This is a genomic window from Gilliamella sp. B2911 (genome assembly GCF_026536965.1).
Classification (GTDB): Bacteria; Pseudomonadota; Gammaproteobacteria; order Enterobacterales; family Orbaceae; genus Gilliamella; species Gilliamella apicola_E.
In genome coordinates this window covers 26,479-49,084 of sequence record NZ_JAFNNA010000009.1, presented here as the reverse complement: position 1 = coordinate 49,084, position 22,606 = coordinate 26,479, and the positions used below count along the sequence as shown (strand labels likewise).

Annotated in this window: 23 protein-coding genes; 9 read left to right on the top strand and 14 right to left on the bottom strand. The window is 37.0% G+C overall.

Annotated features, from left to right (window positions below; translation table 11 throughout):
* Positions 1-280: 280 nt before the first annotated feature.
* The 3 genes from pgm to J3U27_RS08475 are packed head-to-tail and all read right to left on the bottom strand — an operon-like array spanning position 281 to position 2,683.
* Positions 281-1,912: a phosphoglucomutase (alpha-D-glucose-1,6-bisphosphate-dependent) gene (pgm, locus tag J3U27_RS08485; RefSeq protein WP_267377249.1), complete on the bottom strand. Its 1,632-nt coding sequence runs from the start codon at positions 1,910-1,912 to the stop codon at positions 281-283.
* Between the two features lie 57 nt (positions 1,913-1,969).
* Positions 1,970-2,482: a hypothetical protein gene (locus J3U27_RS08480; protein WP_267337766.1), complete on the bottom strand. Its 513-nt coding sequence runs from the start codon at positions 2,480-2,482 to the stop codon at positions 1,970-1,972.
* Positions 2,483-2,503: 21 nt separating this feature from the next.
* On the bottom strand, positions 2,504-2,683 hold the full coding sequence (locus tag J3U27_RS08475) for a hypothetical protein (protein WP_065733934.1): 180 nt from the start codon (positions 2,681-2,683) through the stop codon (positions 2,504-2,506).
* A gap of 163 nt (positions 2,684-2,846) precedes the next feature.
* Between J3U27_RS08475 and J3U27_RS08470 the strand changes: the two genes are divergently transcribed.
* On the top strand, positions 2,847-3,341 hold the full coding sequence (locus tag J3U27_RS08470; RefSeq protein WP_065733935.1) for a glycine zipper 2TM domain-containing protein: 495 nt from the start codon (positions 2,847-2,849) through the stop codon (positions 3,339-3,341).
* Positions 3,342-3,555: 214 nt separating this feature from the next.
* A complete protein-coding gene (gene gloA, locus J3U27_RS08465) occupies positions 3,556-3,963 on the top strand; it encodes a lactoylglutathione lyase (protein WP_255561379.1) in 408 nt (135 codons plus the stop codon).
* Between the two features lie 44 nt (positions 3,964-4,007).
* On the opposite strand, the gene gmk is transcribed toward gloA, so the two are convergent.
* A complete protein-coding gene (gene gmk, locus J3U27_RS08460; RefSeq protein ID WP_267330707.1) occupies positions 4,008-4,637 on the bottom strand; it encodes a guanylate kinase in 630 nt (209 codons plus the stop codon).
* A 170-nt stretch (positions 4,638-4,807) separates the two neighbouring features.
* Between gmk and J3U27_RS08455 the strand changes: the two genes are divergently transcribed.
* Both J3U27_RS08455 and J3U27_RS08450 read left to right on the top strand, forming a co-directional pair.
* Positions 4,808-5,503: an AzlC family ABC transporter permease gene (locus J3U27_RS08455; protein ID WP_267330708.1), complete on the top strand. Its 696-nt coding sequence runs from the start codon at positions 4,808-4,810 to the stop codon at positions 5,501-5,503.
* A complete protein-coding gene (locus tag J3U27_RS08450; protein WP_267337767.1) occupies positions 5,500-5,823 on the top strand; it encodes an AzlD domain-containing protein in 324 nt (107 codons plus the stop codon). Before J3U27_RS08455 ends, J3U27_RS08450 begins: the two co-directional genes overlap by 4 nt.
* A 40-nt stretch (positions 5,824-5,863) precedes the next feature.
* Here the strand turns inward: J3U27_RS08450 and J3U27_RS08445 are convergent, their stop codons facing one another.
* The 8 genes from J3U27_RS08445 to J3U27_RS08410 all read right to left on the bottom strand — a co-directional run bounded on the left by J3U27_RS08445 (position 5,864) and on the right by J3U27_RS08410 (position 13,985).
* The gene (locus J3U27_RS08445) at positions 5,864-6,757 is read right to left on the bottom strand and encodes a heme biosynthesis HemY N-terminal domain-containing protein (protein WP_065562662.1); all 894 of its coding nucleotides are present in this window, start codon (positions 6,755-6,757) and stop codon (positions 5,864-5,866) included.
* A gap of 10 nt (positions 6,758-6,767) precedes the next feature.
* Complete coding sequence (locus J3U27_RS08440) at positions 6,768-8,123, bottom strand: uroporphyrinogen-III C-methyltransferase (protein ID WP_267377248.1); 1,356 nt, start codon at positions 8,121-8,123, stop codon at positions 6,768-6,770.
* Positions 8,124-8,131: 8 nt separating this feature from the next.
* Positions 8,132-8,872 carry a uroporphyrinogen-III synthase gene (locus J3U27_RS08435; RefSeq protein WP_267377271.1) on the bottom strand — a complete coding sequence of 247 codons (741 nt, stop codon included), beginning with the start codon at positions 8,870-8,872 and terminating at the stop codon, positions 8,132-8,134.
* Positions 8,872-9,801: a hydroxymethylbilane synthase gene (gene hemC / locus J3U27_RS08430; RefSeq protein WP_065562659.1), complete on the bottom strand. Its 930-nt coding sequence runs from the start codon at positions 9,799-9,801 to the stop codon at positions 8,872-8,874. The genes J3U27_RS08435 and hemC overlap by 1 nt, the downstream gene beginning before the upstream one ends.
* A gap of 112 nt (positions 9,802-9,913) precedes the next feature.
* Complete coding sequence (purB, locus tag J3U27_RS08425) at positions 9,914-11,281, bottom strand: adenylosuccinate lyase (RefSeq protein ID WP_267330711.1); 1,368 nt, start codon at positions 11,279-11,281, stop codon at positions 9,914-9,916.
* Positions 11,282-11,309: 28 nt separating this feature from the next.
* Positions 11,310-11,960 carry a high frequency lysogenization protein HflD gene (gene hflD, locus J3U27_RS08420; protein ID WP_065733943.1) on the bottom strand — a complete coding sequence of 217 codons (651 nt, stop codon included), beginning with the start codon at positions 11,958-11,960 and terminating at the stop codon, positions 11,310-11,312.
* A 1-nt stretch (position 11,961) separates the two neighbouring features.
* On the bottom strand, positions 11,962-13,080 hold the full coding sequence (gene mnmA, locus J3U27_RS08415; RefSeq protein ID WP_267330713.1) for a tRNA 2-thiouridine(34) synthase MnmA: 1,119 nt from the start codon (positions 13,078-13,080) through the stop codon (positions 11,962-11,964).
* A gap of 218 nt (positions 13,081-13,298) precedes the next feature.
* Positions 13,299-13,985, bottom strand: a complete 687-nt coding sequence (locus J3U27_RS08410; protein WP_065733945.1) for a LexA family transcriptional regulator — start codon at positions 13,983-13,985, stop codon at positions 13,299-13,301.
* A gap of 155 nt (positions 13,986-14,140) precedes the next feature.
* Between J3U27_RS08410 and J3U27_RS08405 the strand changes: the two genes are divergently transcribed.
* Positions 14,141-14,368: a helix-turn-helix domain-containing protein gene (locus J3U27_RS08405; RefSeq protein ID WP_065562654.1), complete on the top strand. Its 228-nt coding sequence runs from the start codon at positions 14,141-14,143 to the stop codon at positions 14,366-14,368.
* Between the two features lie 64 nt (positions 14,369-14,432).
* Here J3U27_RS08405 and tpiA read toward each other — a convergent pair whose 3' ends face one another.
* On the bottom strand, positions 14,433-15,197 hold the full coding sequence (gene tpiA / locus J3U27_RS08400; RefSeq protein WP_065733946.1) for a triose-phosphate isomerase: 765 nt from the start codon (positions 15,195-15,197) through the stop codon (positions 14,433-14,435).
* A gap of 100 nt (positions 15,198-15,297) precedes the next feature.
* Here tpiA and zapB point away from each other — a divergent pair, with 100 nt between their 5' ends.
* From zapB to J3U27_RS08380, 4 genes are all read left to right on the top strand, one after another.
* A complete protein-coding gene (zapB, locus tag J3U27_RS08395; RefSeq protein WP_065562652.1) occupies positions 15,298-15,543 on the top strand; it encodes a cell division protein ZapB in 246 nt (81 codons plus the stop codon).
* Positions 15,544-15,618: 75 nt separating this feature from the next.
* Positions 15,619-16,920, top strand: a complete 1,302-nt coding sequence (locus tag J3U27_RS08390; RefSeq protein WP_267377247.1) for a DUF2868 domain-containing protein — start codon at positions 15,619-15,621, stop codon at positions 16,918-16,920.
* A gap of 1 nt (position 16,921) precedes the next feature.
* Entirely contained in the window at positions 16,922-18,280 is a 1,359-nt protein-coding gene (locus tag J3U27_RS08385) for a DUF3482 domain-containing protein (protein WP_065733948.1), read from the top strand.
* Complete coding sequence (locus J3U27_RS08380) at positions 18,228-18,752, top strand: C40 family peptidase (protein ID WP_081299493.1); 525 nt, start codon at positions 18,228-18,230, stop codon at positions 18,750-18,752. The genes J3U27_RS08385 and J3U27_RS08380 overlap by 53 nt, the downstream gene beginning before the upstream one ends.
* Positions 18,753-18,874: 122 nt before the next feature.
* On the opposite strand, the gene nifJ is transcribed toward J3U27_RS08380, so the two are convergent.
* Entirely contained in the window at positions 18,875-22,411 is a 3,537-nt protein-coding gene (nifJ, locus tag J3U27_RS08375) for a pyruvate:ferredoxin (flavodoxin) oxidoreductase (protein WP_267377246.1), read from the bottom strand.
* Between the last annotated feature and the right edge of the window lie 195 nt (positions 22,412-22,606).

Genomic DNA, 22,606 nt, shown 5'->3' with positions numbered 1-22,606 from the left:
CATTTTTTACGTAGAGCTTGATGTTAAAGGTAAATCATCCACCTCAACTAGTAGGGTATTTTTTTAAGTTTTTTATCGAAAAAAAGTTGAGGAGCGGGGTTTTTGGGTTCTAAATTCTACTTTGCAATGTTGTCTTAAATAAATAATTCTGCTTTAAACTGTAGCGCTTTTTAGTAGCTGTTTTTTTGCATCAAAAAAAGTTGAGGAACGGGGTTTTTGGGGCTAAAAAATAATTATATTTAGCCTTATTACCCCGTTTATCCGTTAACTTATCTGCTTTTTATTTTATTGCTTTTGCCACTATTTGTTGTGCTTCTTGCTGTAAGGTGGCAAGGTGTTCGTTGCTGATAAAGCTTTCGGCATAGATTTTATATGCGTCTTCTGTTCCCGATGGGCGAGCTGCAAACCAGCCGTTTTCGGTGATCACTTTTAATCCACCAATTGGCGCATTATTTGCTGGCGCGGTGGTGAGGCATTGGGTTATTTCTTCACCGGCTAGTTTGTCTGTGGTTAATTGGCTTGCATCAAGTTTGGCCAGTTTTTGTTTTTCAGCAAATGTAGCCGAAGCTTGAATGCGTCCATAGTATGAGACACCAAATTTGTCTTCAAGCTCTTGATATTGTTCTTGTGGGTTTTTGCCAATTTTGGCCGTCATTTCTGCAGCAAGCAGACATAAGATGATGCCATCTTTATCAGTTGTCCAGACTTTGCCGTTGGTTCTTAAAAATGATCCGCCAGCGCTTTCTTCACCAGCAAATCCGAGTTTGCCGTGATAGAGTCCATCAGCATACCATTTGAAACCAACCGGATATTCAAGGTATTTTTTGTTTAAGCTGTTAGCTACGCGGTCGATCATTGAGCTGGTTACAAGTGTTTTACCGATTGCGATATCTTTGTGCCATTGTGGGCGATTTTGGAATAGGTAGTTTACACAGGTTGATAAGTAGGCATTTGGGTTCATTAGTCCTTTTGGGGTGACGATACCGTGGCGGTCAGCATCGGTGTCGTTGCCAAAGGCTAGATCGAATTTGTCTTTTAGATTTAGTAATCCTGCCATTGCCCAACGGCTTGAGCAATCCATGCGGATAATTTCATCATGGTCAAGATGCATAAAGCTAAATGTTGGGTCGATTTTGTTGTTGACGATTTCAAGGTTTAGGCCATATTTTTCAGCAATGCGTGGCCAATAGGTAATACAGGCGCCACCCAGCGGGTCAACCCCAATTTTGAGTGATGATGATTTGATAAGCGATAGATCGATGATGTTTTGTAGGTCATTAACATAATCGGTTTCATATTCTTTAGTATGCAGGTAGTCAGATTTTATCGCTTTTTCGATCGTGACACGTTTGACACCATTTAGGTTGGCTTTGAGTAGTTCGTTAGCGCGATTTTCGATCTGTTTGGTGATGTCAGTATCAGCAGGCCCGCCGTTAGTTGGGTTGTATTTGATTCCTCCATCTTCAGGTGGGTTGTGTGATGGCGTGATAACGATGCCGTCAGCTAATTGTGATTGTTTATTGTAGGTTAAGATGGCGTGCGATATTACTGGCGTTGGTGTGTAACCCCAGTTTTGAGCGATGACTACGGTTTGTTCGTTAGCAATAAAGACTTCTAATACGGATTTTAGCGCAAGTTCGGATAAGGCGTGGGAATCTTGGCCAATAAAGCAAGGACCAGTGATGTTGTTAGCTTTGCGGTATTCCGCCACCGCTTGTGCAATGGCTAGAATATGAGCTTCGTTAAAGGTACCTTTGTTTGAGCTACCACGGTGACCCGATGTACCAAAGATGACCAGTTGGCTGATATTGTCTGTATCTGGTTTGATTTGGTAGTAATTGTTTTTTAATGTTTCGACATTTATTAGGTCTGTCGGTTGCGCTAACAATCCCGCACGACTTGGCTTATCCATTTTTTACTCCTCTTTCACAATTCGTTTTATTCACTTTTGTGTTCATTGAGTGAATTTTTATTTACTTGATGGTGAGAATACATGAGTCACTTGGTTTATCATGCTTTCTGATATTCCCATGTCGCTCATAATCGATTCTATAATGAGTATTTTACGAGCAGTATTGGTGTTGCTAATGACCCAGTATGGGGTGCCAATGATTTCTCGTGGTTTGGTGTTTTTACCTGAGGTTTCGAGTGCTGTTGGGTCTTTTGCTAGGTATTGACGCTTTCTACCATGGAGTGAGGTCGCTGCAATGGAGAATAGTGCAGAGTTGTAGTTGTATAGCGCGTTTAATACCATTAAAAATCGACTGATGGTGGATCTTTCTTTAGTAAATCTTTCACTTTTAATCAGGTTTTCAATAACTGAATAATTGTTTTCAATGAGTTCTGATGGGGCAATTTCGATTGCTGACAATTGGTTAAACTTTAATAATCGTCTTAAAATACTTGAGGCATCTTCACCGATATATTTAGTTTGGCCTGCGATAAAGTTATAAAGTTCTTCGTCGATTTCGATAGTTTTCATGCTGTTATTTTGCCTATAAAATTATTTTACTGGACAACCATCAGCTGCGATGGCGTCAAGATTTAAATTCGGTTTGTCATTCATACAATCAAGCTTAGATTGATGAGTGACGGTTTCATTTTTCGTCGTTGCTTTTTGATTTTCATCATGACAGGCAGTTATCATAACTGATAATATTAAAGGAAAAAATAACCGTTTCATGTACTTATTGTATGGTAGATTAACTATTGAGCTGAGTATAACCTAAGTTGATTATAATTTGTATTATCAAATGATAAAATTGTGAAAATGATGTTGTCGTTTTTGCAAAAGAATATTATGCTATTAGAGGTATAAAATTTTATACTCAATATATGAGGAATAAATTATGAAAAAAATCGTCACATTAACTATACTAGCAGCAATTTTATCTGGGTGCAGTAATAGTGATATTTATTCTGGCGATGTTTATACAACCGATCAAGCTAAGCAAGTTCAACAAGTAAGTTATGGTACAGTTGTTGCTGTAAGAGCTGTGAAGATTCAAGCTAACTCTGATGGCAAAAATGGTGGCAATGTTGCGGGTCCTTTAGGCGGCGCAGTCATCGGGGGAGTATTAGGTAATACAATTGGTAATGGTACTGGGCGAATTTTAGCTGCAGCTACCGGTGCTGTAGGTGGTGCAATTTTAGGTGATGCTATCGAAAACAAAGCAAGCCAAGCTGCAGCGGTTGAATTAGAAATCAAACAAGATAAAGGTTCAACGATTGTTATTGTTCAAAAAGGTGATGCTAAGCAGTTTTACCCTGGTCAAAAAGTGAAACTGATCTCTAACGGTAAACGTATTAGTGCAGCACCAAAATATAATTCAAGATATTAAAGGTTCCTTTTCAAATCTTACTGATTTGTTCGCCTTCACTTATTGTATGATTCGTGAAGGCATTTTTTTTTCTTCCATTTTTTCCTTTTTTCCCATTTTACCTATTTTTAAATTCTCTTAATTGATTATTTTGTCAGCATAAAAATTTGCTTGGTTTGGTGCAAATAGATAAACTCAAGTTAGATGTTTAATTGTAATAAGGAACAGTACTGCAATGCGTATTTTACATACTATGATCCGCGTCGGTGATCTAAAACGTTCAATTGATTTTTATACTCGTATAATGGGAATGAAGTTGCTTAGAACAAGTGAGAATCCTGAATATCAATACTCGCTTGCTTTTGTTGGTTATAGTGATGAGTCTGAAAGTTCGGTGATTGAGTTGACCTATAATTGGGGGACGGATAAATATGATCATGGTACGGCGTTTGGTCATATTGCTATTGGGGTTGATGATGTGGCTAAGATGTGCGAAGACGTTCGTCAAGCGGGTGGTCGTGTGACTCGTGAGGCGGGGCCGGTTAAAGGTGGTAAGACGATTATTGCTTTTGTTGAAGATCCCGATGGTTATAAACTTGAGTTAATTCAAAATAGCCAAGCGTCTGAAGCGTTAGGTAATTAATACGTTATATCGCCGATTTTTCGGCGATATTTTTTTCAAATCTATTAATATTTTGGTGCAAGCAGGTCATCAATAAGTTGTTGGTGTGTGATGGTTTGTTTTGCTTGCTCAAGACTCGCTGTTGTCATAATGGCATTAAGTGCTGTTAATGATTCATCAAAATCATCATTTATTATGATGTAGTCATATTCGTTATAATGCGATATTTCAGATTGAGCTTTGTGCATTCTTTTGCTGATGATATTCGCGTCGTCTTGGCCTCGTTTAATCAGTCGATTTTCAAGCTCTTTTAGTGATGGAGGTAAAATGAAGATGCTTTTTGATTCAGGCATTTGCTGTCGTACTTGCTGTGCACCTTGCCAATCGATATCAAGAAAGACATTTATTCCTTGCTGTAATGATTGTTCGATTTCAGCTTTGGATGTGCCATAGTAGTGGTCAAAGACGTGAGCATATTCAACAAAGGCATTTTGTTTTATAAGTGATTCAAATTCTTGATTGTCTACAAAATAGTAGTGTTCACCTTGTTTTTCGCCCGGTCTTGGGTTTCTGGTTGTATGAGAGATTGAAACTTTAGCCGGATGGTGATTAGTTTGTGCCAAATAGGCGCGAATCAGGCTTGATTTGCCTGCACCACTTGGTGCTGAAATGATAAATAAAGTGCCTGTATACATAAATAATTTTACCGTAATATAATAAATAGTTTTAATAGAGCGTTGTTATACTCTATTATAGCAAAGTTTGATTATAAAATGCGGCTTATTGTTTTTAGTCTAATTAATTGTCTGCAATCTAATCTTTATTATTATAATTATTCAAGATATCAGTTTGTAAGGAATGAAAGATGTCATTAACGTTTGAAGATGGTGTGCGCGCCTGTATTCCCACCTTATTGGGGTATATTGGAATTGGTATCGCTGCGGGTGTAGTAGGTAAAGCCTCTAATTTGTCAGTGTTAGAAATCACCTTGATGGCTGCTATCATTTATGCGGGTGCATCGCAATTTATCATCACGGGTTTAATGATTGTAGCAACTCCGATTTCGGCTGTGATATTTACTGTTTTTTTGGTTAATTCACGCCATTTTTTGATGAGTATGGCTACTGCACCTGCTTTTCGGCGTTTTTCGCTTTTAAATAATATTGGGATTGGTAGCTTATTAACCGATGAGAGTTTTGCGGTTGCGATGAATGCCATTGCTAATAAAACGCCGATCAATCCGCCTTGGATGCATGGGCTGAATGTTACTGCTTATTTGGCGTGGATATTATCCTGTTTAGTTGGTGCATTGATTGGCGAGTGGTTGCCGAATCCTGCTCAGTTTGGTTTAGATTATGCATTAGTTGCGATGTTTATTGGTTTATTATATTTGCAGTTAACTGGTGATAAAACAAAAACCATTAGAAATCTGATTATTGCAATGTTAACCGTAACTGTGGTGCTGGTCTTTTTATTGCGATTTGTATCGTCAGAAATGGCAATATTATTTAGTACTTTTGCTGGCTGCTTTATGGGTATTATTGTGGAGCGTAAAGCATGAGTTTGTATAGTTTGTTGATTATTTTGGGGAGTGGTGTGGTGACTTGGTTACCGCGAGTTATTCCATTTTTATTAGTTAGAAAATTGCAATTGCCTGAAATCGTGATTCGTTTTCTATCTTATGTGCCTATCTGTATTTTAACTGCGCTATTTGTGCAAAATTTGTTTATTGTTAAGCAAGGTGAGTTTCCTTCTTTTAATTTGGAATATTGTTTAGCCGCTGTGCCAACTATTATCGTGGCAGTATTGACACGAAACCTGATGTGGGTGGTGATTACTGGTATGAGTTGTATGGCTTTGATTCGGTATTTTATTCTCTAGCGATAAATAAAAAACAGGGCGATTGCCCTGTTTTTTTATGTCAACATTGTTCTTTTTGCTCTAATCGCATGATGTTTCTTTTTAGTCTTTCAGCTTCGGCGGTTTGACCTAATTGAGTTAGGTAGTTGGCCATTGCTTTTTGATTGGCAAGATTGTTAATGATAGATTTTGGTTGTTTTTTCCACCATTTTATTAAAGCTAAAGGATCAATATCCGTAGATAACTGTTTTATACGACCAATATAAGCCGCTTGTTTGAACTGATCGAGTTGCGAATCAGGGTAAGCTTTGGTTTTGTATAAGATCGGTAACAGTTCTATCACCGCTTGATAATCTTGTGATTCGTAATATAGCTGGTCTGCTAATTTTAGGAGCTCAATGTTACGCGGTTTTTCGTTTAGCAGTTTTTCGATTGTGATTTTAGCTGAGCTATATTCATGATTTTTGATTTGTAACCGAATTTGTACAAGCTGAAAAGCAAATAATTCATTTGGTTGACAACTTTTAGCTGCTTGCTCTAAAGATTGATTAGCGGCGATAAGTTGGTCATCATCAATTTGTGCTTGAGCAGCAAGTAAGTAAGATAGTGTCGAACTTTTTGCTCCTTTGGCACTTTTCATAAATAGTTTTGCTGCTTGTCGGTAATCACCTTCTAATAAATAAAATTGCGCTTGTTCAATACGTTTAATTGATTTTTTTGGCGATCGTAATCTAAACCAATTACCCAATTTGGTATTGAAGATTTTAGAGAATAATTTATAGATTAGGTATAGGCAGAGCAAGCCAATGATTTGCAATATCATAAATGAGTTAAATGACATGCTGATACGATATTTGGCAACTTCAAATACCGCAGAACCTTGGTGGCCTTCAAACAATGGCCCAAGGAAAAATCCACCAACTAACACTAGGAATATAATGAGTATTTTGAACATTATTATTCTCCTATTTACCTAATATCGATTTAACACGGGTTTGCATTAATTTTTCAAGTTCAGTAATGCTGTCGAGTTTATCAGGTATGTTTTGGTTACTGATTGGTTGGTTTTGTAAGTTTTCAAGCTCATCTATGAATGCTTTTACGCTTGGGGCATTACCATCAAAATACGCATTGACCCAAATTGCGGTATCATTTAGTGCTTGTTGATAAATGAGTTCTTGATGTCTTGGTACTGCTTGAGCAGCAATTAATAGACGGAAACGGATATTTTCGCGCAGGTAAAGTGATTGTTCTGCACTAAGTGGTGTTTTTAGGATCTGGCATTTAACAATTTGCTTTTCGTCACTTCCAGCTTTGTCTAGGCACTCAGAAAAATGGTTATCTTTTACATCTAATTTTTCAATTTTGATGAATTTATCCATAAATGTTGAAGCATTAGCAAGTAAATTATCTGACCAATCATCTGTTGAATGGGTGACATTATCTGCTGAAGTATTGGCGTTGTTAGCAAGAGTATCGTCATATTGATTCATGCCCAGATCGATATCTTTATAGTTTCCAACTAATGGTAATTCTGTTATTGATTCAGTTAAACCAAGTAATTTTAGGATTATGCCATCAGCGTCAACAAAAGTGACTTGAGATAGTGAGTTAATATCTTTGGTGATGGCTTGTCGAGCAGGGAGTAAGCTTGGATCATTTGTTTTCGCTAAGCTTTCATCTGCACTTTTGAGTAATAAACGGGCACTGGTGTAGTCTTGATCGCTCCAGATTTTTCTTCCCGCTAAATGCACTAGGTAGTTTGCTTGCGAGATGAGCCAAACGTTGTTATCCAGAGTCGATACGGCTGCTAAACGTTCGTTTAGGCTATTTAGGTTTTGCTCGTTTAATTTATTGGTATCATTAACTTGTTCAGTAAGTTGCTGCTGAGCTTTCTGGTTGTCGCTTAATTGACGGTCAACGCGTTGTGTTAATAATGAAAACTGTTGGTTTTGTTTATTGATGGCATCATCAATATTACTTTGAAGATCTTTAATGATACTTGCTTTGGTATTTTGTTTTAAATTGGCAATTTCAGCTTGTAGCGTTGAGATTTCATGTGTTTGGTTTTGGAGCTGTTTATAACCTTGAAAATAGATCAATCCACCTAAGCAAACTGTTAATCCGATGGCGAGTATTGAGAGTTTTGATACTGGCGCTTTTAGCGTATTGACTGATGGCTCAGGTTGAGGACTAGAAGGTTTTGGCTCTTTTTTATTTATATTCATCATATTATTCGCTTCTGTCTTTTTTATTTGGCTAAATGAAGTGGTGCTGATGTTTGATAGTGTTGCATTGGCACCATAATATCTAGATGGCATAAATTACCTCATTTAGATTTTTGAGAAATATTTTCCGCATTATGACATAGAGTTATCATTGTTTTAAATAAAAATTCATTATTTGCGCTAACAATTTGTAAAACGTTATGCCAATTTAGTTGCTTGGCTTTTTCGAATATCCGTGGGCTAGTTACCACCAATTGTGCTTCATATTTATGTTTATTTTGGCAATATGTGTCAAGTTGGAGTAGGTGATCGACACTTGTTACGAGTAGGATTTGTTGAGCAATATCATCAGTTAGTATGTGGGCTGGATATTGAATTGGTTGACGAAAATAACATTGTATTGAGGTCACGTTTGCTTTTTGTTGCAACTCTTGAGAGAGAAATTGCCGTCCATTGTTTCCACACAAAATTAAAACGGAACGGCCTTGCAAGTCAGTCAATAGTGGTAATAATCCCTCACTATGTTCCTCACTTGGATAATCAACGTGAACGTCAGCTTGTTGACTAAACAATAGAGCTGACTTTTTGCCAATGGCAAAATAGCGTAGATGTTTAGGAAAGCTTAGATTAGGTTGATGTTCTTTTATCATATAGCTGACTTGTGGCGATACCACAATTACGATATCTGATGGCGCAAGTTGGTTGAGCTGTTGTTGAAGGTTATTTAGTCCGTGACCTGCTAAGATTTTGAATAATGGGAGATGGGTTGCCGGAATATTTGCTTGATTTAATTGCTGGGTTAGCTTATCCCCTTCGGGGGAAGGGCGAGTAATATAAATCATCAATCAATTATTTCCGCTAAAATTTTATCAGCTCCTTTGGCTAACAATTCTGATGCCAGTTGTTGACCTAAGGTTTCAGGCTCGGTTGCTGATTTGGTTAGCGTCGCTTTAATGATTTTGCTCCCATCAATACTACCAACTAACCCGGTTAAAGTTAATAAATCATTCGTTAATTGACTATAGCAGGCGATTGGCACTTGGCAACCACCTTGTAAGGCTTGATTCATTGCTCTTTCTGCTTGGATACAAATTCGGCTGTTTTTATCGTCTAGAGGTGCAAGTAATTTAAGAATCGTGTCATCATTTGATCGAGTTTCAATGCCAACCGCACCTTGCCCAACCGCCGGTAAGATTAAATCTGTTGTTATATATTGTTTGATTCGTTCTTGTAATCCTAATCGCTTTAAACCGACAGCAGCGAGGATGATTGCATCGTATTGTTGATCGTCTAATTTCGCTAGACGAGAGCCTACATTTCCTCGTAAATCTTTTATAATGAGATGTGGATATTTTGCTCGCAATTGACATTGGCGTCTTAGACTTGAGGTGCCTACAATGGCGCCTTGCGGTAAATCGTCCAAGCTTTGATATTGGTTTGATATGAGTGCATCACGTACGTCATCGCGTTGGCAGATGGTTGATAGGGTTAGTCCCTCCGGGAATTGGGCGGGAATATCTTTTATTGAGTGAACAGCAATATCAGCTTCGTTGTTTAATATGGCTTGCTCTAGTTGTTTTACAAATAATCCTTTTCCACCAATTTTTGACAGTGGACTATCTAAAAGCACATCACCTTTGGTTACCATAGGAAGCAGTTCCACAGTCAGATCGCTATGGATAGCTGTCAGTTGTTCTTTTACATAGTTAGCCTGCCAAAGTGCTAAGGGGCTTTTACGAGTGGCGATGCGAATTTTCAATGGTGTTTCCATTCCTTTCAAATCTTTGTTTATCTTTTCTTTAACTCTTGAGTCGATTTGCCTAAAGTCTTGAGCGCTTTAGGCATGAAGACATTTTTATTTTTTTACTGTTTAAATGTGCCGCTTAAAGTTCATCGACAAAACGAATTGCATAACCAATATAATTTGCCGGTGTTAATTGTTTTAATCGTGCTTTTTCATGTTCAGGTAAAGCTAACGAGTCAATGAATTGTTGCATTCCTTGTGCATCAACACGTTTACCGCGAGTGAGTTCTTTTAATTTTTCGTATGGTTTTTCGATACCATAACGGCGCATTACGGTTTGAATTGGTTCGGCTAGCACTTCCCAATTACGGTTAAGCTCTTCAAGTAGATATTCTTGATTGACTTCAAGCTTATTTAAGCCTTTTAGGGTCGATTGATAAGCGATGATCGCATAACCAATACCTACACCAAGGTTACGTAATACTGTTGAGTCAGTTAAATCTCGTTGCCAACGAGAAATAGGTAGTTTGCTACCCAAGTGACTCATAATAGCGTTAGCTATACCTAAGTTACCTTCAGAGTTTTCAAAATCAATTGGGTTCACTTTGTGTGGCATGGTTGAAGAGCCGATCTCGCCAGCGATGGTTTTTTGTTTGAAATGATTTAGTGCAATATAACCCCAAACATCACGATCAAAGTCGATCATGATGGTATTGAAACGTGCAACACAATCAAAATATTCGGCAATATAATCATGTGGTTCAATTTGCGTGGTATATGGATTCCATTGTAATCCCAATGATGTGACAAATTCTTCACTAAATTTGTGCCAATTGATTTGTGGGTAAGCCACCATGTGTGCATTATAGTTACCTGTCGCCCCATTGATTTTACCTAGTATTTCAATTGACTGTAGTTGTTTAAGTTGTCTTTTTAAACGGTAGGCTACATTAGCAAACTCTTTACCAATGGTAGATGGTGTAGCGGGTTGTCCGTGCGTTCTTGATAGCAATGGAAGGTCACGATAAGCTTTAGCTTGAGCGGTGATAATATCAATCAATTTATTCCAATAAGGAACGATTACTGTATCTCGCGCTGTTTTTAGCATTAATGCGTAAGATAGATTGTTAATATCTTCTGAGGTACAGGCAAAGTGGATAAATTCGTTAATAGCTTGTAGCTCTTCGTTACTGTTTACTTTCTCTTTTAGGAAATATTCAACCGCTTTAACATCATGGTTTGTGGTTTTTTCGATGGTTTTAATGCGTAGTGCATCTTGTTCATCAAAGTTTTCTACAATTTGGTTAAGATGTTTAGTGGCAAGCTCACTTAAAGCTGGGACCTCCAGAATATCTGCTTGGCTAGCTAATTTTTGTAGCCAACGTACTTCAACTTGAACGCGATATTTTAATAAACCATATTCACTAAAAATTGTGCGTAATTCTGTTGTTTTGTCACCATAACGACCATCAATTGGTGATAGGGCGGTTAGAGCAGATAATTCCATCGGTTTTACTCCGTTGCTATTTTTTAATTTAATAACTTTGTTGATTAATTTCTTTTAATAACTCTTGCGCTGCATTAGCTATTCGTTTGCGACTTAATAGGAATTGGAAGCGACTTCCTCCAACTTGATACCATAAAATGGCCGAGCGAACACAACTCAATAGTGAAGATCTGACTTTGGCTTGAACTAATGAATTTTGTAGATATTCAGCTTTACCTACCACTTTGATTTTTGTTGCTAACGGGCTGATGATATCAGAATAGATTCCAGCTAATGAATAAGAGAGATCGTCAATATGATTGTCGATTGTTTCATTATTCATTTCAGGATATAGGCCTGATATTCGTTGTAAACGTTGATCTATTTTATCTAACGCTTCATTATTTTTTAATAATTTGCTGGTAATACTTAAGGTACCAAAAAGGTAACGAATCAGTTCAACATGTTGTTTTTGGTTAGAGGAGAGTAGGGTAATTAGTGTTTCTAACCCTGTTTTGATATTGTTTATACCATCATAAACATCATCAGTGGTTTTTGGTGATGTGTTGAATATGCTTTTTATCGATACTTGATAAATTGTCGTATTACAAACCCCAGTATTAGCAAGCTGGGGGATAAGTGTTGCGCTTTGTGTCGCGCCGGCAAGAGCTATTGCAATATGATGATATTTATTGTTCACTTTAATGCTCCTTACTGCTTATAATTCGTTCCTCGATAATTCCACCGCCAAGGCAAACTTCATTTTGATAAAACACTGCTGATTGTCCTGGTGTGACAGCTGCAACAGGTTTGTCAAACATGACTTCAATTTTATCTTCACCTAGTGGTGTAACACAACAAGAGATATCTTGTTGACGATAGCGCGTTTTAACTGTGCAATGAAATGGTTGGGTAACAATTTTACGATCAACCCAGTGCAGTTGTTGGGCAATTAAACCATTTGAAAATAGTGCTGGATGGTCATGACCTTGAGCAACAATTAATTCGTTATTTTTAATATCTTTATCAACTACGTACCATGGAGTGTCGTCGGCTTGTTTTAGACCACCAATGCCAAGCCCTTTGCGTTGACCTAATGTGTGGTACATTAATCCTTGGTGTTGACCAATAACTTCACCATTTACGGTTCGAATAACGCCTGATTGTGCAGGTAAATAACGCGCTAAGAAGTCACTGAATTTTCGTTCTCCGATAAAACAGATACCTGTTGAGTCTTTTTTGGCTGCGGTTGCTAAGCCAAGTTGCTCTGCTATCTTTCTTACTTGTGGTTTTTCAAGTTCGCCAACAGGAAATAAACTTTGACGAATTTGGTCTTCACTAAGCGTATATAAAAAATAACTCTGATCTTTGTTGTTGTCGATTCCTCGGAGTAATTCAACCTTGTCACCATTTTCGCGTTTACGGACATAATGACCTGTTGCAATATAATCGGCATTTAAATCTTCTGCTGCATATTCGAGAAATGCTTTAAATTTGATCTCTTTGTTACATAAAATATCTGGATTCGGCGTTCGGCCTGCTTTGTATTCAGATAAAAAATGTTCAAAGACATTGTCCCAATATTCTGCAGCAAAGTTGATGGTATGGAGTTTGATATTTAATTTGTCACAGACTGCTTGAGCATCAGCGAGGTCGATAGCTGCAGAGCAATATTCTTCTGTGTCATCTTCTTCCCAATTTTTCATAAATAGACCAACAACATCATAGCCTTGTTGTTGTAATAAATAAGCAGAAACGGAAGAATCTACGCCGCCAGACATGCCGACAACGACTTTTTTTCGAGTGTTTACATTTGGCATAATAACTAAATTAATGGGCAAAAATTTTGTGGTGATTTTAGCATAATTAAGGCTAAATGTATAAGGTTATGCTGTATGGAATGTGATTAGATTGCTTAATTTTGTTAATGACATTTTTATTACAAAGTTGTTCGCAGAAAAAAATGCAATATCAAGTGATAAAAAACTCCATTGATTTGCATCAATGGAGTAAAAATAAAAAAAGCACAATGGCAATATTAATTGAGATTTTTCAATAAATAGATTACATGACCAATTATTTTAAAATCTTTTTGCTCATTTTTAGCTTTCGTAATAGTCGGGTATTTTGGGTTGTCTGAAATCAATAACAGATTTGAACCTTGATTTTGAATTCGTTTGATAGTAATTTGATCATCATATTGTACAGTATAAAGGAAACCATCAACTGGTTTATTATTTGCTGTATTAATAATGACTATATCATGGTTGGATATAGTTGGTTCCATACAATCACCTTTAGCCCAAACCGCAGCAAGATCATCTGCTTCACAACCTTGATGTTTAGTTAAGGTGAGATCAAATGGGATCGTATCTAAAATTGTGAATGCGTTAATAGTTTCGTTCTTATTAAGAAACGGAACATTCACTGTACCTCGGCTTAGCGTTTCAGGTAGTAAGCGACATTCACCTTTACCTGTTGCTAACCATTCAATTGATACATCGCATTTATCTGCGATAGTAGCTAATCGACTGAGTGATGGATAGGTTTTTCCACTTAAGTAATCACGGATTACCGCTTCGGACATACCAACACTTCTGGCAAATGCATTGCCTGAACGACCTTCTAATAGGAGCGTTAATCGGTTTTTAAAAGTTTCAACACAAGTATCGTTAAAAGTTCGTGTTTTTTCTTTGGTTTTAGGTTTTTTTTCTTTCGTTTCCATTATATTTTATTCCATTTGTGGCTGTTTTTTTGTTTTTATTGTTTTAATTCGTTTTTTTATGTGCTATTCTTTGCCGGTAACTTTTTATCGATCTAGAATCGTAACACCGATAATCTTTACAATAGCAAAAAATTTAACCAATAGAGGATCTCATAATGAGAGAACAAGATCAAGACTGGACACCATCAAGAGTTGTAGGTGAAATTAAAATTCGAGGCGGAAATTTAAGGGCGCTTTCACGATCAAGTGGTTTACAGGCTGATACTTTACGTAATGCTTTATATCGTCATTGTCCTAAATATGAACGTATTATCTCTGAATATTTGCAAGTGCCTGTTGAGAAAATTTGGCCATCTAGGTATGAAAATAAGGTTAAAAAATAAGTTACAAAATTTTATTTAGTTAAAGAGAAGACGCCTTTTATAGGCGTCTTTTTTATTTTAATGCTTATTTTTTAGCTTGTTCTGCTGCTCTAACAATCGCTGCAAAAGCATCAGCTTTTAATGAAGCTCCACCAACTAATGCACCATCAATATCTGGTTGAGTGAATAGTTCTGCTGCATTTTTGTCATTTACAGAACCACCGTATTGAATGATAACTTGTTTAGCGACAGCGGCATCTTGTTTTGCAATGTGGTCACGAATAAATTTATGTACTGCTTGCGCTTGAGCTGGAGTTGCAGATTTTCCAGTCCCAATTGCCCAAACTGGTTCATAAGCAATTACAGCACCATTAAATGCTTGAACACCTAATGCATTAATTACTGCATCAATTTGACGAGCACATACTGCTTGAGTTTGACCTGCTTCGTTTTCAGCTTCTGTTTCACCAATACATAGTACAGGAACGAGTCCAGCTTCTTTTAAAACGCCGAATTTTTGAGCGATAAATTCATCTGATTCTTTATGATAAGTACGACGTTCAGAGTGACCAATGATCACGTGAGTCACACCGATTTCTTTTAACATAGTGGCTGAGACTTCACCAGTATAAGCACCTGAAAGATGAACACCAACATCTTGTGCGCCTAAAAGAATAGTTGAGCCACCTAATTGATGTTTAACGAAATCTAAGTACACAGTCGGTGGTGCAATTGCAATATCGCAATTTGCTTCAGTTGATAGCTCAGCTCTTAGTCCTGCAACTAAGTCTTTAGCCATTTCGATACTTCCATTGAGTTTCCAGTTACCCATTACGAGTGGTTTTCGCATAATTTTCTCCAACTTAAGATTTAAAAAGGTGTTGATTTCAGAATGAATTCGTTATAATACTCCTTATTATACACCAAATAAATTGAGCTTGAGGAAAAATATGTCATTAGAAATATTGAATCAATTAGAAACTAAAATTCAAAACACTGTAAACACTATTAATACCTTGAAAGAAGAGATTTCGAGATTAAAGCAAGGCAATCATGAACTTGAACAATTAATTAATGATAGTTCAGATGAGATGAAAGCATTACGTGACGAAAATGAGAAGTTAAAACAAGATCAACAAGTTTGGCAACAACGTATTCAAACCCTTTTAAGCAAAATTGGTGAAATAACCCAGTAAATGATTCAATTTTTTTAACGCGACTTAGGTCGCGTTTCTTTTATGACGACTAATTAATGTGAAGATGATATTTAAATGCGCGAACAGCTAAAATCTTTGTGGCTTACTCAAACCATCCATTTAATAGAATCCGAATCAGGTCGATTTGCTGATCAAGATATTAATCGACAAGTTAAAGCTATGCCAACCTCTTTGGTTAACCGTATCATTACCCGCGCAACGATACTGTCTAAACAAAATGGTTTATATTCTGCGCAAAAGGTTATTTTACGTTCTATTAAAATTTCTTTCTGTTTATTACTGTTAATTTCGATTTTTTTAGGTGGTTCATTAACATTTAGCGCTTTGAGTCAAAATCCAATCAATTTGTATTGGGCGCTATTGTGCTTATTAGGTGTTCATTTTATTACGCTCATTATTTGGATTGGTTCATTTTTTTTCTTTTCTCGCTTTGGTGGTAGTTTATTAATCCATTGTTGGTTATGGATAGCCCAAAAGCTTTATCAAAAAAAGACCGTGCAACAGCTTGTACCGGCTTTTATCACTTTATTTGGTTCTTCAATCCGTTGGTTGCTTGGTTTTGTTCTGAATCTTTTTTGGGTCGTTATTTTATGTAGTGCTTTATTCGTTTTAGTGATGTTATTTTCAACTCAGCACTACAGTTTTGAGTGGAAAACTACTTTATTAAGTTCTGATACCATTATTAAGTTAACGCATTATTTAGGTTATGTTCCATCTTTGTTTGGTTTTCCGATTCCAAATGATGATGTGATTAAGCTTAGTGAACACGCTTTAAGTGAGGGTGACATTCGTTCTTCTTGGGCAATTTGGCTATTAGGTGTTTTTATCTGTTATGGATTAGCCGTTCGATTTCTATTAATGACTTTTTGTGGCATCGCTTGGATTGTGAGTAGCCGAAAAATTAAATTAAATTTGGATGATCCTGACTTTCAAATCCTATCCCAACAATTACAGCCACTTTTAACCCAAATGGTGGATGAAGATAAGTTAGGCGAACCTAAATGGCAACTACCAATCTCACAGATTGAAGAAGGAAGTGGGATCTATTTAGTGGCTGTGGATGTAGATGAGAGTTGGAATCCACCGCATGACGGGCATTTTTACGGATTTTTAAATACTCGTGAGCAGCGAAATGCAATATTAGATCTTTTGCAATTAAAACCAGCGTATAAAGTGTTAATTGCAATCGATACTGATCGAGCACCAGATCGCGGGGTATTAAATTTTGTTCAACAATTAATGAATAAATCACAGCAAAGTCGAATATGGTTTATTAATCAAGGTAAACAATTACATAATTGGCAATCATTATCTTTACCGTTAGCTAATCCTAGTTGGTTAGATCAGGATAATTAATATGATAACTTCATTGAAATTAGCGATAGTTGGACATGCAAATTTTGGTAAAACTTCACTTTTGCGTGCATTAATAAGAGATAGTCATTTTGGTGATGTTTCTGATAAGCCAGGTACTACTAGACATGTAGAGTCAATCAAACTTCCACTAGCGGATAACACCGACATCACTTTTTATGATACACCTGGATTTGAAGACAGTTTGGCGCTTTATGACTATATCAATCAACTTGTATCGCCAAATAGTAAGCTTGATGGAGTCGATAAATTAACGATTTTTTTACAAAGTCCAGAAGCTGAAAACCTCTTCAATCAAGAAGCAAAAGTAATCCGACAGGTGTTAAATTGTGATGCTGCTATCTATGTGATCGACGTGCGAGAGCCCGTTCTACCTAAATATCACGATGAATTAGCTATCTTAGCCAATAGCGATAAACCGATTCTTGCAGTACTTAACTTCATTTCAGCTGAGGAACAGAATGAAAAGGAATGGAAAAGATTGCTTTCAAGAATGGGGATTCATGCTATCATTGGGTTCAACGCTGTTTTTCCACCCTTAGACGGTGAAGAAAAATTGTACAATAGCTTGGCGTTATTGGTTGAACCAGCAAAAAAAATATTGGATAATTGGCTAGTTAATATTGCTGAAACTCGTGAATCACGTAATCGTACAGCTAACCAAATCATTGCAGAAGCATTAGTTGATGTGACTGCTTTTTATGAAATGGCAAAATCTGATGACAAGCAAGCTGTCGCTGACATGCAAAATAAAGTCAGGAAACGTGAACAGAAAGCAATTAATGATTTATTGAAGCTCTATCAATTCGATTCAACTCAAGAGAGTGAAGAGAATTTGCCTTTAATCAAAGGCCGTTATAATGCAGACTTGTTTAATCTTGATGCATTAAAAACGATGGGGGTTCACTTGACCAAAGGTTTTGTGTCAGGCGCTACAATCGGTGCTAGCATTGATTTAGCAACTGGTGGATTATCATTTGGTTCAGCTGCGTTAATAGGTGCAGCCGTTGGTAGTTTAATGCAAACTGCTAAGCATTATGGATCGAGAATGCGCTATCAGCTTTCTGGATTTAGTAAACTAAGTGTTGATGATGTGATCATTTGTTTTCTTTCTTTACGATTAGTTCAGCTTAAAGAGAGTTTAAATTTTCGCAGCCACGCGAACCTTAGCCCAATTAAGTTGTCTAAACTTGATGAGAATAAGTGGCAAAAAGGCGTTTTACCTAAAAGTTTAAAGGTAGCAAGACGTTATTCGCAGTGGTCTACGTTGAATAAAGGAACAAGAAGAAATGACAAGAAAAGACAATCGATTATTAACGAAGTTGCGCAGCAGCTGCGGTAGCGTTAAAAAGCGATTATTAGTAAGCTCACTAATTTTATCATTATTCGTATTATTTGGTTGTAGTAGCAGTCATAGCCAAGTATCAGTTAAATCTGATCCTGTGATGTTAGCCAAAATTGAACAGCACTACTCAAAATGGAAGAGAACACCTTACCGTTATGGTGGTACTACTTTAGCTGGTAGTGATTGTTCTGGTTTAGTTATGAACTTCTACAAAAATAGATTACAAAAGACCCTTCCAAGAAGTGCTGCTGAACAAGCTAAATTAGGTTATAAAGTTACCACGCCTAAAGCGGGTGATTTAGTCTTCTTCAAAACTGGACGTAGTCGTAGCGGATTACATGTTGGTATTTATTATGCAGATGGTAAATTCTTACATGCTTCAACTTCAAAAGGTGTTATCTATTCAAATCTGAATGAAGATTACTGGAAAAAACATTACTGGATGACACGTCGTGTGACTGGTCGTTAAAAAAGTTTAATAAATATAATAAAAAACTCTCTATATTTAGAGAGTTTTTTTTATTCCCAAAAATTAGATCTTCATTAAAGAGATTAAACGGATTAATTTAACCAATTAATCCGTTTTTAGATTTAGCTATCAGCTGGCGTTTCTATATCGGAATAGGTTGCTAGCATCTGCAAGAATTTAAATTTGGAATTAACCATTTTTGCAGATTGTTCATGCAAGGTATTAGCAATCACTGGCTCAAGTGTTTCTAAACGACGGAATCGTTGTTCTTTGAGTAACACATCAGTTAATGATTCACTGTTTGGTGCTTTTGAGTCTAGCACTAGACCCGGTTTTCCTTCTTGCATACGACGAGGATCATAACGGTATAGTGGCCAAAAACCTGATTTTACTAAATCTTTCATTTGTTCATGAGATTTAGATAAATCATAACCATGTTCTTCACAAGGACTATAAGCAATAACGAGAGAAGGGCCGTTATAGGCTTCAGCTTCTTGTAATGCTTTTAGGGTTTGATTTAGTTGTGAGCCTAAGGCAACTTGAGCCACATAAACGTGACCATACATCATCACACTCACACCTAGATCTTTACGGGCTTTATTTTTACCTAAATCAGCAAATTTTGATACAGCACCCATTGGTGTAGCCTTCGATTGTTGACCACCAGTATTTGAGTAGCATTGAGTATCAAGAACTAAGATATTTACGTTTTCAGTGAGACTCATTACATGGTCTAATCCACCAAACCCAATATCATATGCCCAACCATCACCACCAATTGCCCATACTGATTTATCAATTAAGTAGTCAGCATCTTGTATTAGCTCTTTAGCTTCCGATGAGGTTAAATGAGCTAATTGTTGACGCAGTAAATTGACTTGCGTACGTTTTTCATCAATTGAAAGATCTGGCGATTGTAAATTGATTACAATTTCTGGTGAAATTTCGCCTGCAACATGTTCCAACAAACGTAATGCTCGTTTTTTATGTTGGTTATAGGTAATTCGATAGCCAAGGGCGAATTCGGCATTATCTTCAAATAATGAATTTGCCCATGCGGGTCCTCGGCCATTGCGATCGGTGGTATATGGTGTTGACGGTAAGTTACCCCCATAAATTGATGAACAACCGGTGGCATTAGCAATAGCGAGATGATCACCATATAATTGCGTTAATAATTTGATGTAAGGTGTTTCACCACAACCCGCACATGCACCAGAATATTCAAATAATGGTGTTAATAGTTGCGATGTGCGTATATCTATACGTTCGAGGGTTTTTATTTCACGATCTGGTAGTGCAGTAAAGTACTCGTAATTAGTTCGCTGTGTTTCAAGATTATCAATGCGCGACTGCATATTGATAGCTTTGATATCAAAGTTATTGCGGTCACGTGAAGGACAAACTTCAACACACAAATTACATCCAGTACAATCTTCAGGCGCAACTTGTAATACGTAGCGTTGACCTTTCATATCTCGCGCTTTCACTTCTAGTGAGCTTAACGATTCTGGTGCATTAACTATTTCACTAACCACTTTGGCTCGAATAGCTGCATGAGGACAAGCTACTACACAATGGTTACATTGGGTACAAAGTTCGGGTTTCCAAATTGGAATTTCTTCCGCAATGTTGCGTTTTTCCCATTTGGTGGTACCAACTGGCCATGTTCCATCGGGCGGGAACGCCGAAACGGGTAAAGTATCACCTAAGCCGGCTAACATTGTTGCAGTAACCATTTTAACAAAATCAGGCGCATTGCTTGGTACGACTGATGGGCGCAATGGGCTACTTTCATCAACACAACTTAATGGAATTTGTTCAAGTGATGCGATGGCTAAATCAAGTGCTTTCCAGTTATTTTCAACAATATCTTGCCCTTTACTGCTATAACTTTTGGCTATAACTTCTTTCAGTTGAGTGATACTGAAATCATTTTTAAATATTTCAGATAAATGGAAGAAAGCGGCTTGCATTACGGTGTTTATTCTTGCCCCTAAGTTACATTCTCGAGCAATTTTAGCCGCGTTGATAATATAAAAGTGCGCTCTTTTCTTAATTAATTGAACTTGCACTTCTTTAGGTAATCTATGCCAGACTTCATCCTTACTATAAGGCGTATTAAGTAAAAAGATTCCATCGTCTTTCAATCTTTCAACGATCTGATACTTGTCAATAAACTGATCTTGATGACAACCAATAAAATGAGCACTGGTGATTAAATACGGTGAGTCAATTGGTTCGAGGTTGACTCTAAGATGAGAGGTGGTTAAACCGCCTGCTTTTTTTGAGTCATAAACAAAATAACCTTGAACATAAAATGGTGAGTTATCACCAATAATTTTAATATTATTTTTTGTGGCAGATACGGTTCCATCACTTCCCAAACCATAAAATAATGCTTCAAGTGCCGATTTTTGTGGTATTGATTGTTCTGGTAATGGTAATGATAATCCAGTTATGTCATCGTAAATACCAACAGTAAATCGAGGTTTTGGCTTCTCAACAGCTAATTCATTAAAAATAGCTAATACCGAGCGAGGATCGAACTCTTTCGAAGATAGACCATAACGACCACCAATAATTTGTGGTAAATAACTACGTTCACCGCGAGAAAAACTTTCAGCAAATGCTGTCATTACATCTAAATAAAGTGGTTCTGCTTGAGCGCCTGGTTCTTTGGTGCGATCCATCACCGCGATTTTTTTCACGGTTTTAGGGATAATATCAAGTAGATGTTTTGCTGAAAAAGGGCGGAATAATCTGACGATGACTACGCCAACTTTTTCATCGTTTTTGATTAGATGATCAACCACTTCTTTGGTGGTACTGACCCCCGACCCCATAATAACAATAATACGTTGCGCATCTTCTGCGCCATAATATTCGAAAGGCTGGTATTTTCTACCTGTCTCTTTTTCAAATGCCTGCATCGCATCAACAACATGGTTGTAAGCATTTTCATAATAGGGATTAATGGCTTCACGACATTGGAAGTAGGTATCAGGATTAGCTGATGTTCCGCGTATTACCGGCTTATCTGGTGTTAATGCGCGAGCACGAAAAGCTTCAATAGCTTGATTAGGTAGTAAGTTACGAATTTGTTCATCACTGATTGGGTAAATTTTATTGACTTCATGTGAGGTTCTAAATCCATCAAAAAAGTGGACAAATGGTATACGACTATTGAGTGTTGCTATTTGTGAAATTAACGCTAAATCTTGAGCTTCTTGTACTGAGCTAGAACAAAGCATGGCGAAACCAGTTTGCCTGATTGACATGACATCTGAATGGTCACCAAAAATAGATAATGCATGAGTTGCAACGGTACGAGCAGCAACGTGTAAAACAAATGGTGTTAATTCTCCCGCTATTTTGTATAGCGAAGGAATCATTAATAGTAAACCTTGTGATGAGGTAAATGATGTTGCTAGTGCGCCAGTCATTAATGCGCCATGCACGGTCGAGATTGCGCCAGCTTCGGATTGCATCTCAACTACTTTTGGGGTATCACCAAATACGTTGGGCTTATTAAATTCTGCCCATGTGCTGGCTTGCTCAGCCATTGATGAACTCGGTGTAATTGGATAAATAGCAATGACTTCGTTTGCACGATATGCGACAGATGACACCGCACTATTAGCATCTGATATGATCATTAAAAAACCTTGTATTTTATCGTTTTATGACATTACTTAGTTATTATATTTTTTTGACTATTGTACCAGAAAGTAAGATAGCTTTTAGTTATTTTTGTGTTAAATTTTTCCGTTATGACTATCTGTTTTTAATCATGACCAAGCGAATTATCATTGGTAAATCGAATTGCAAAAGTTGATGATTAAGCTAACTTA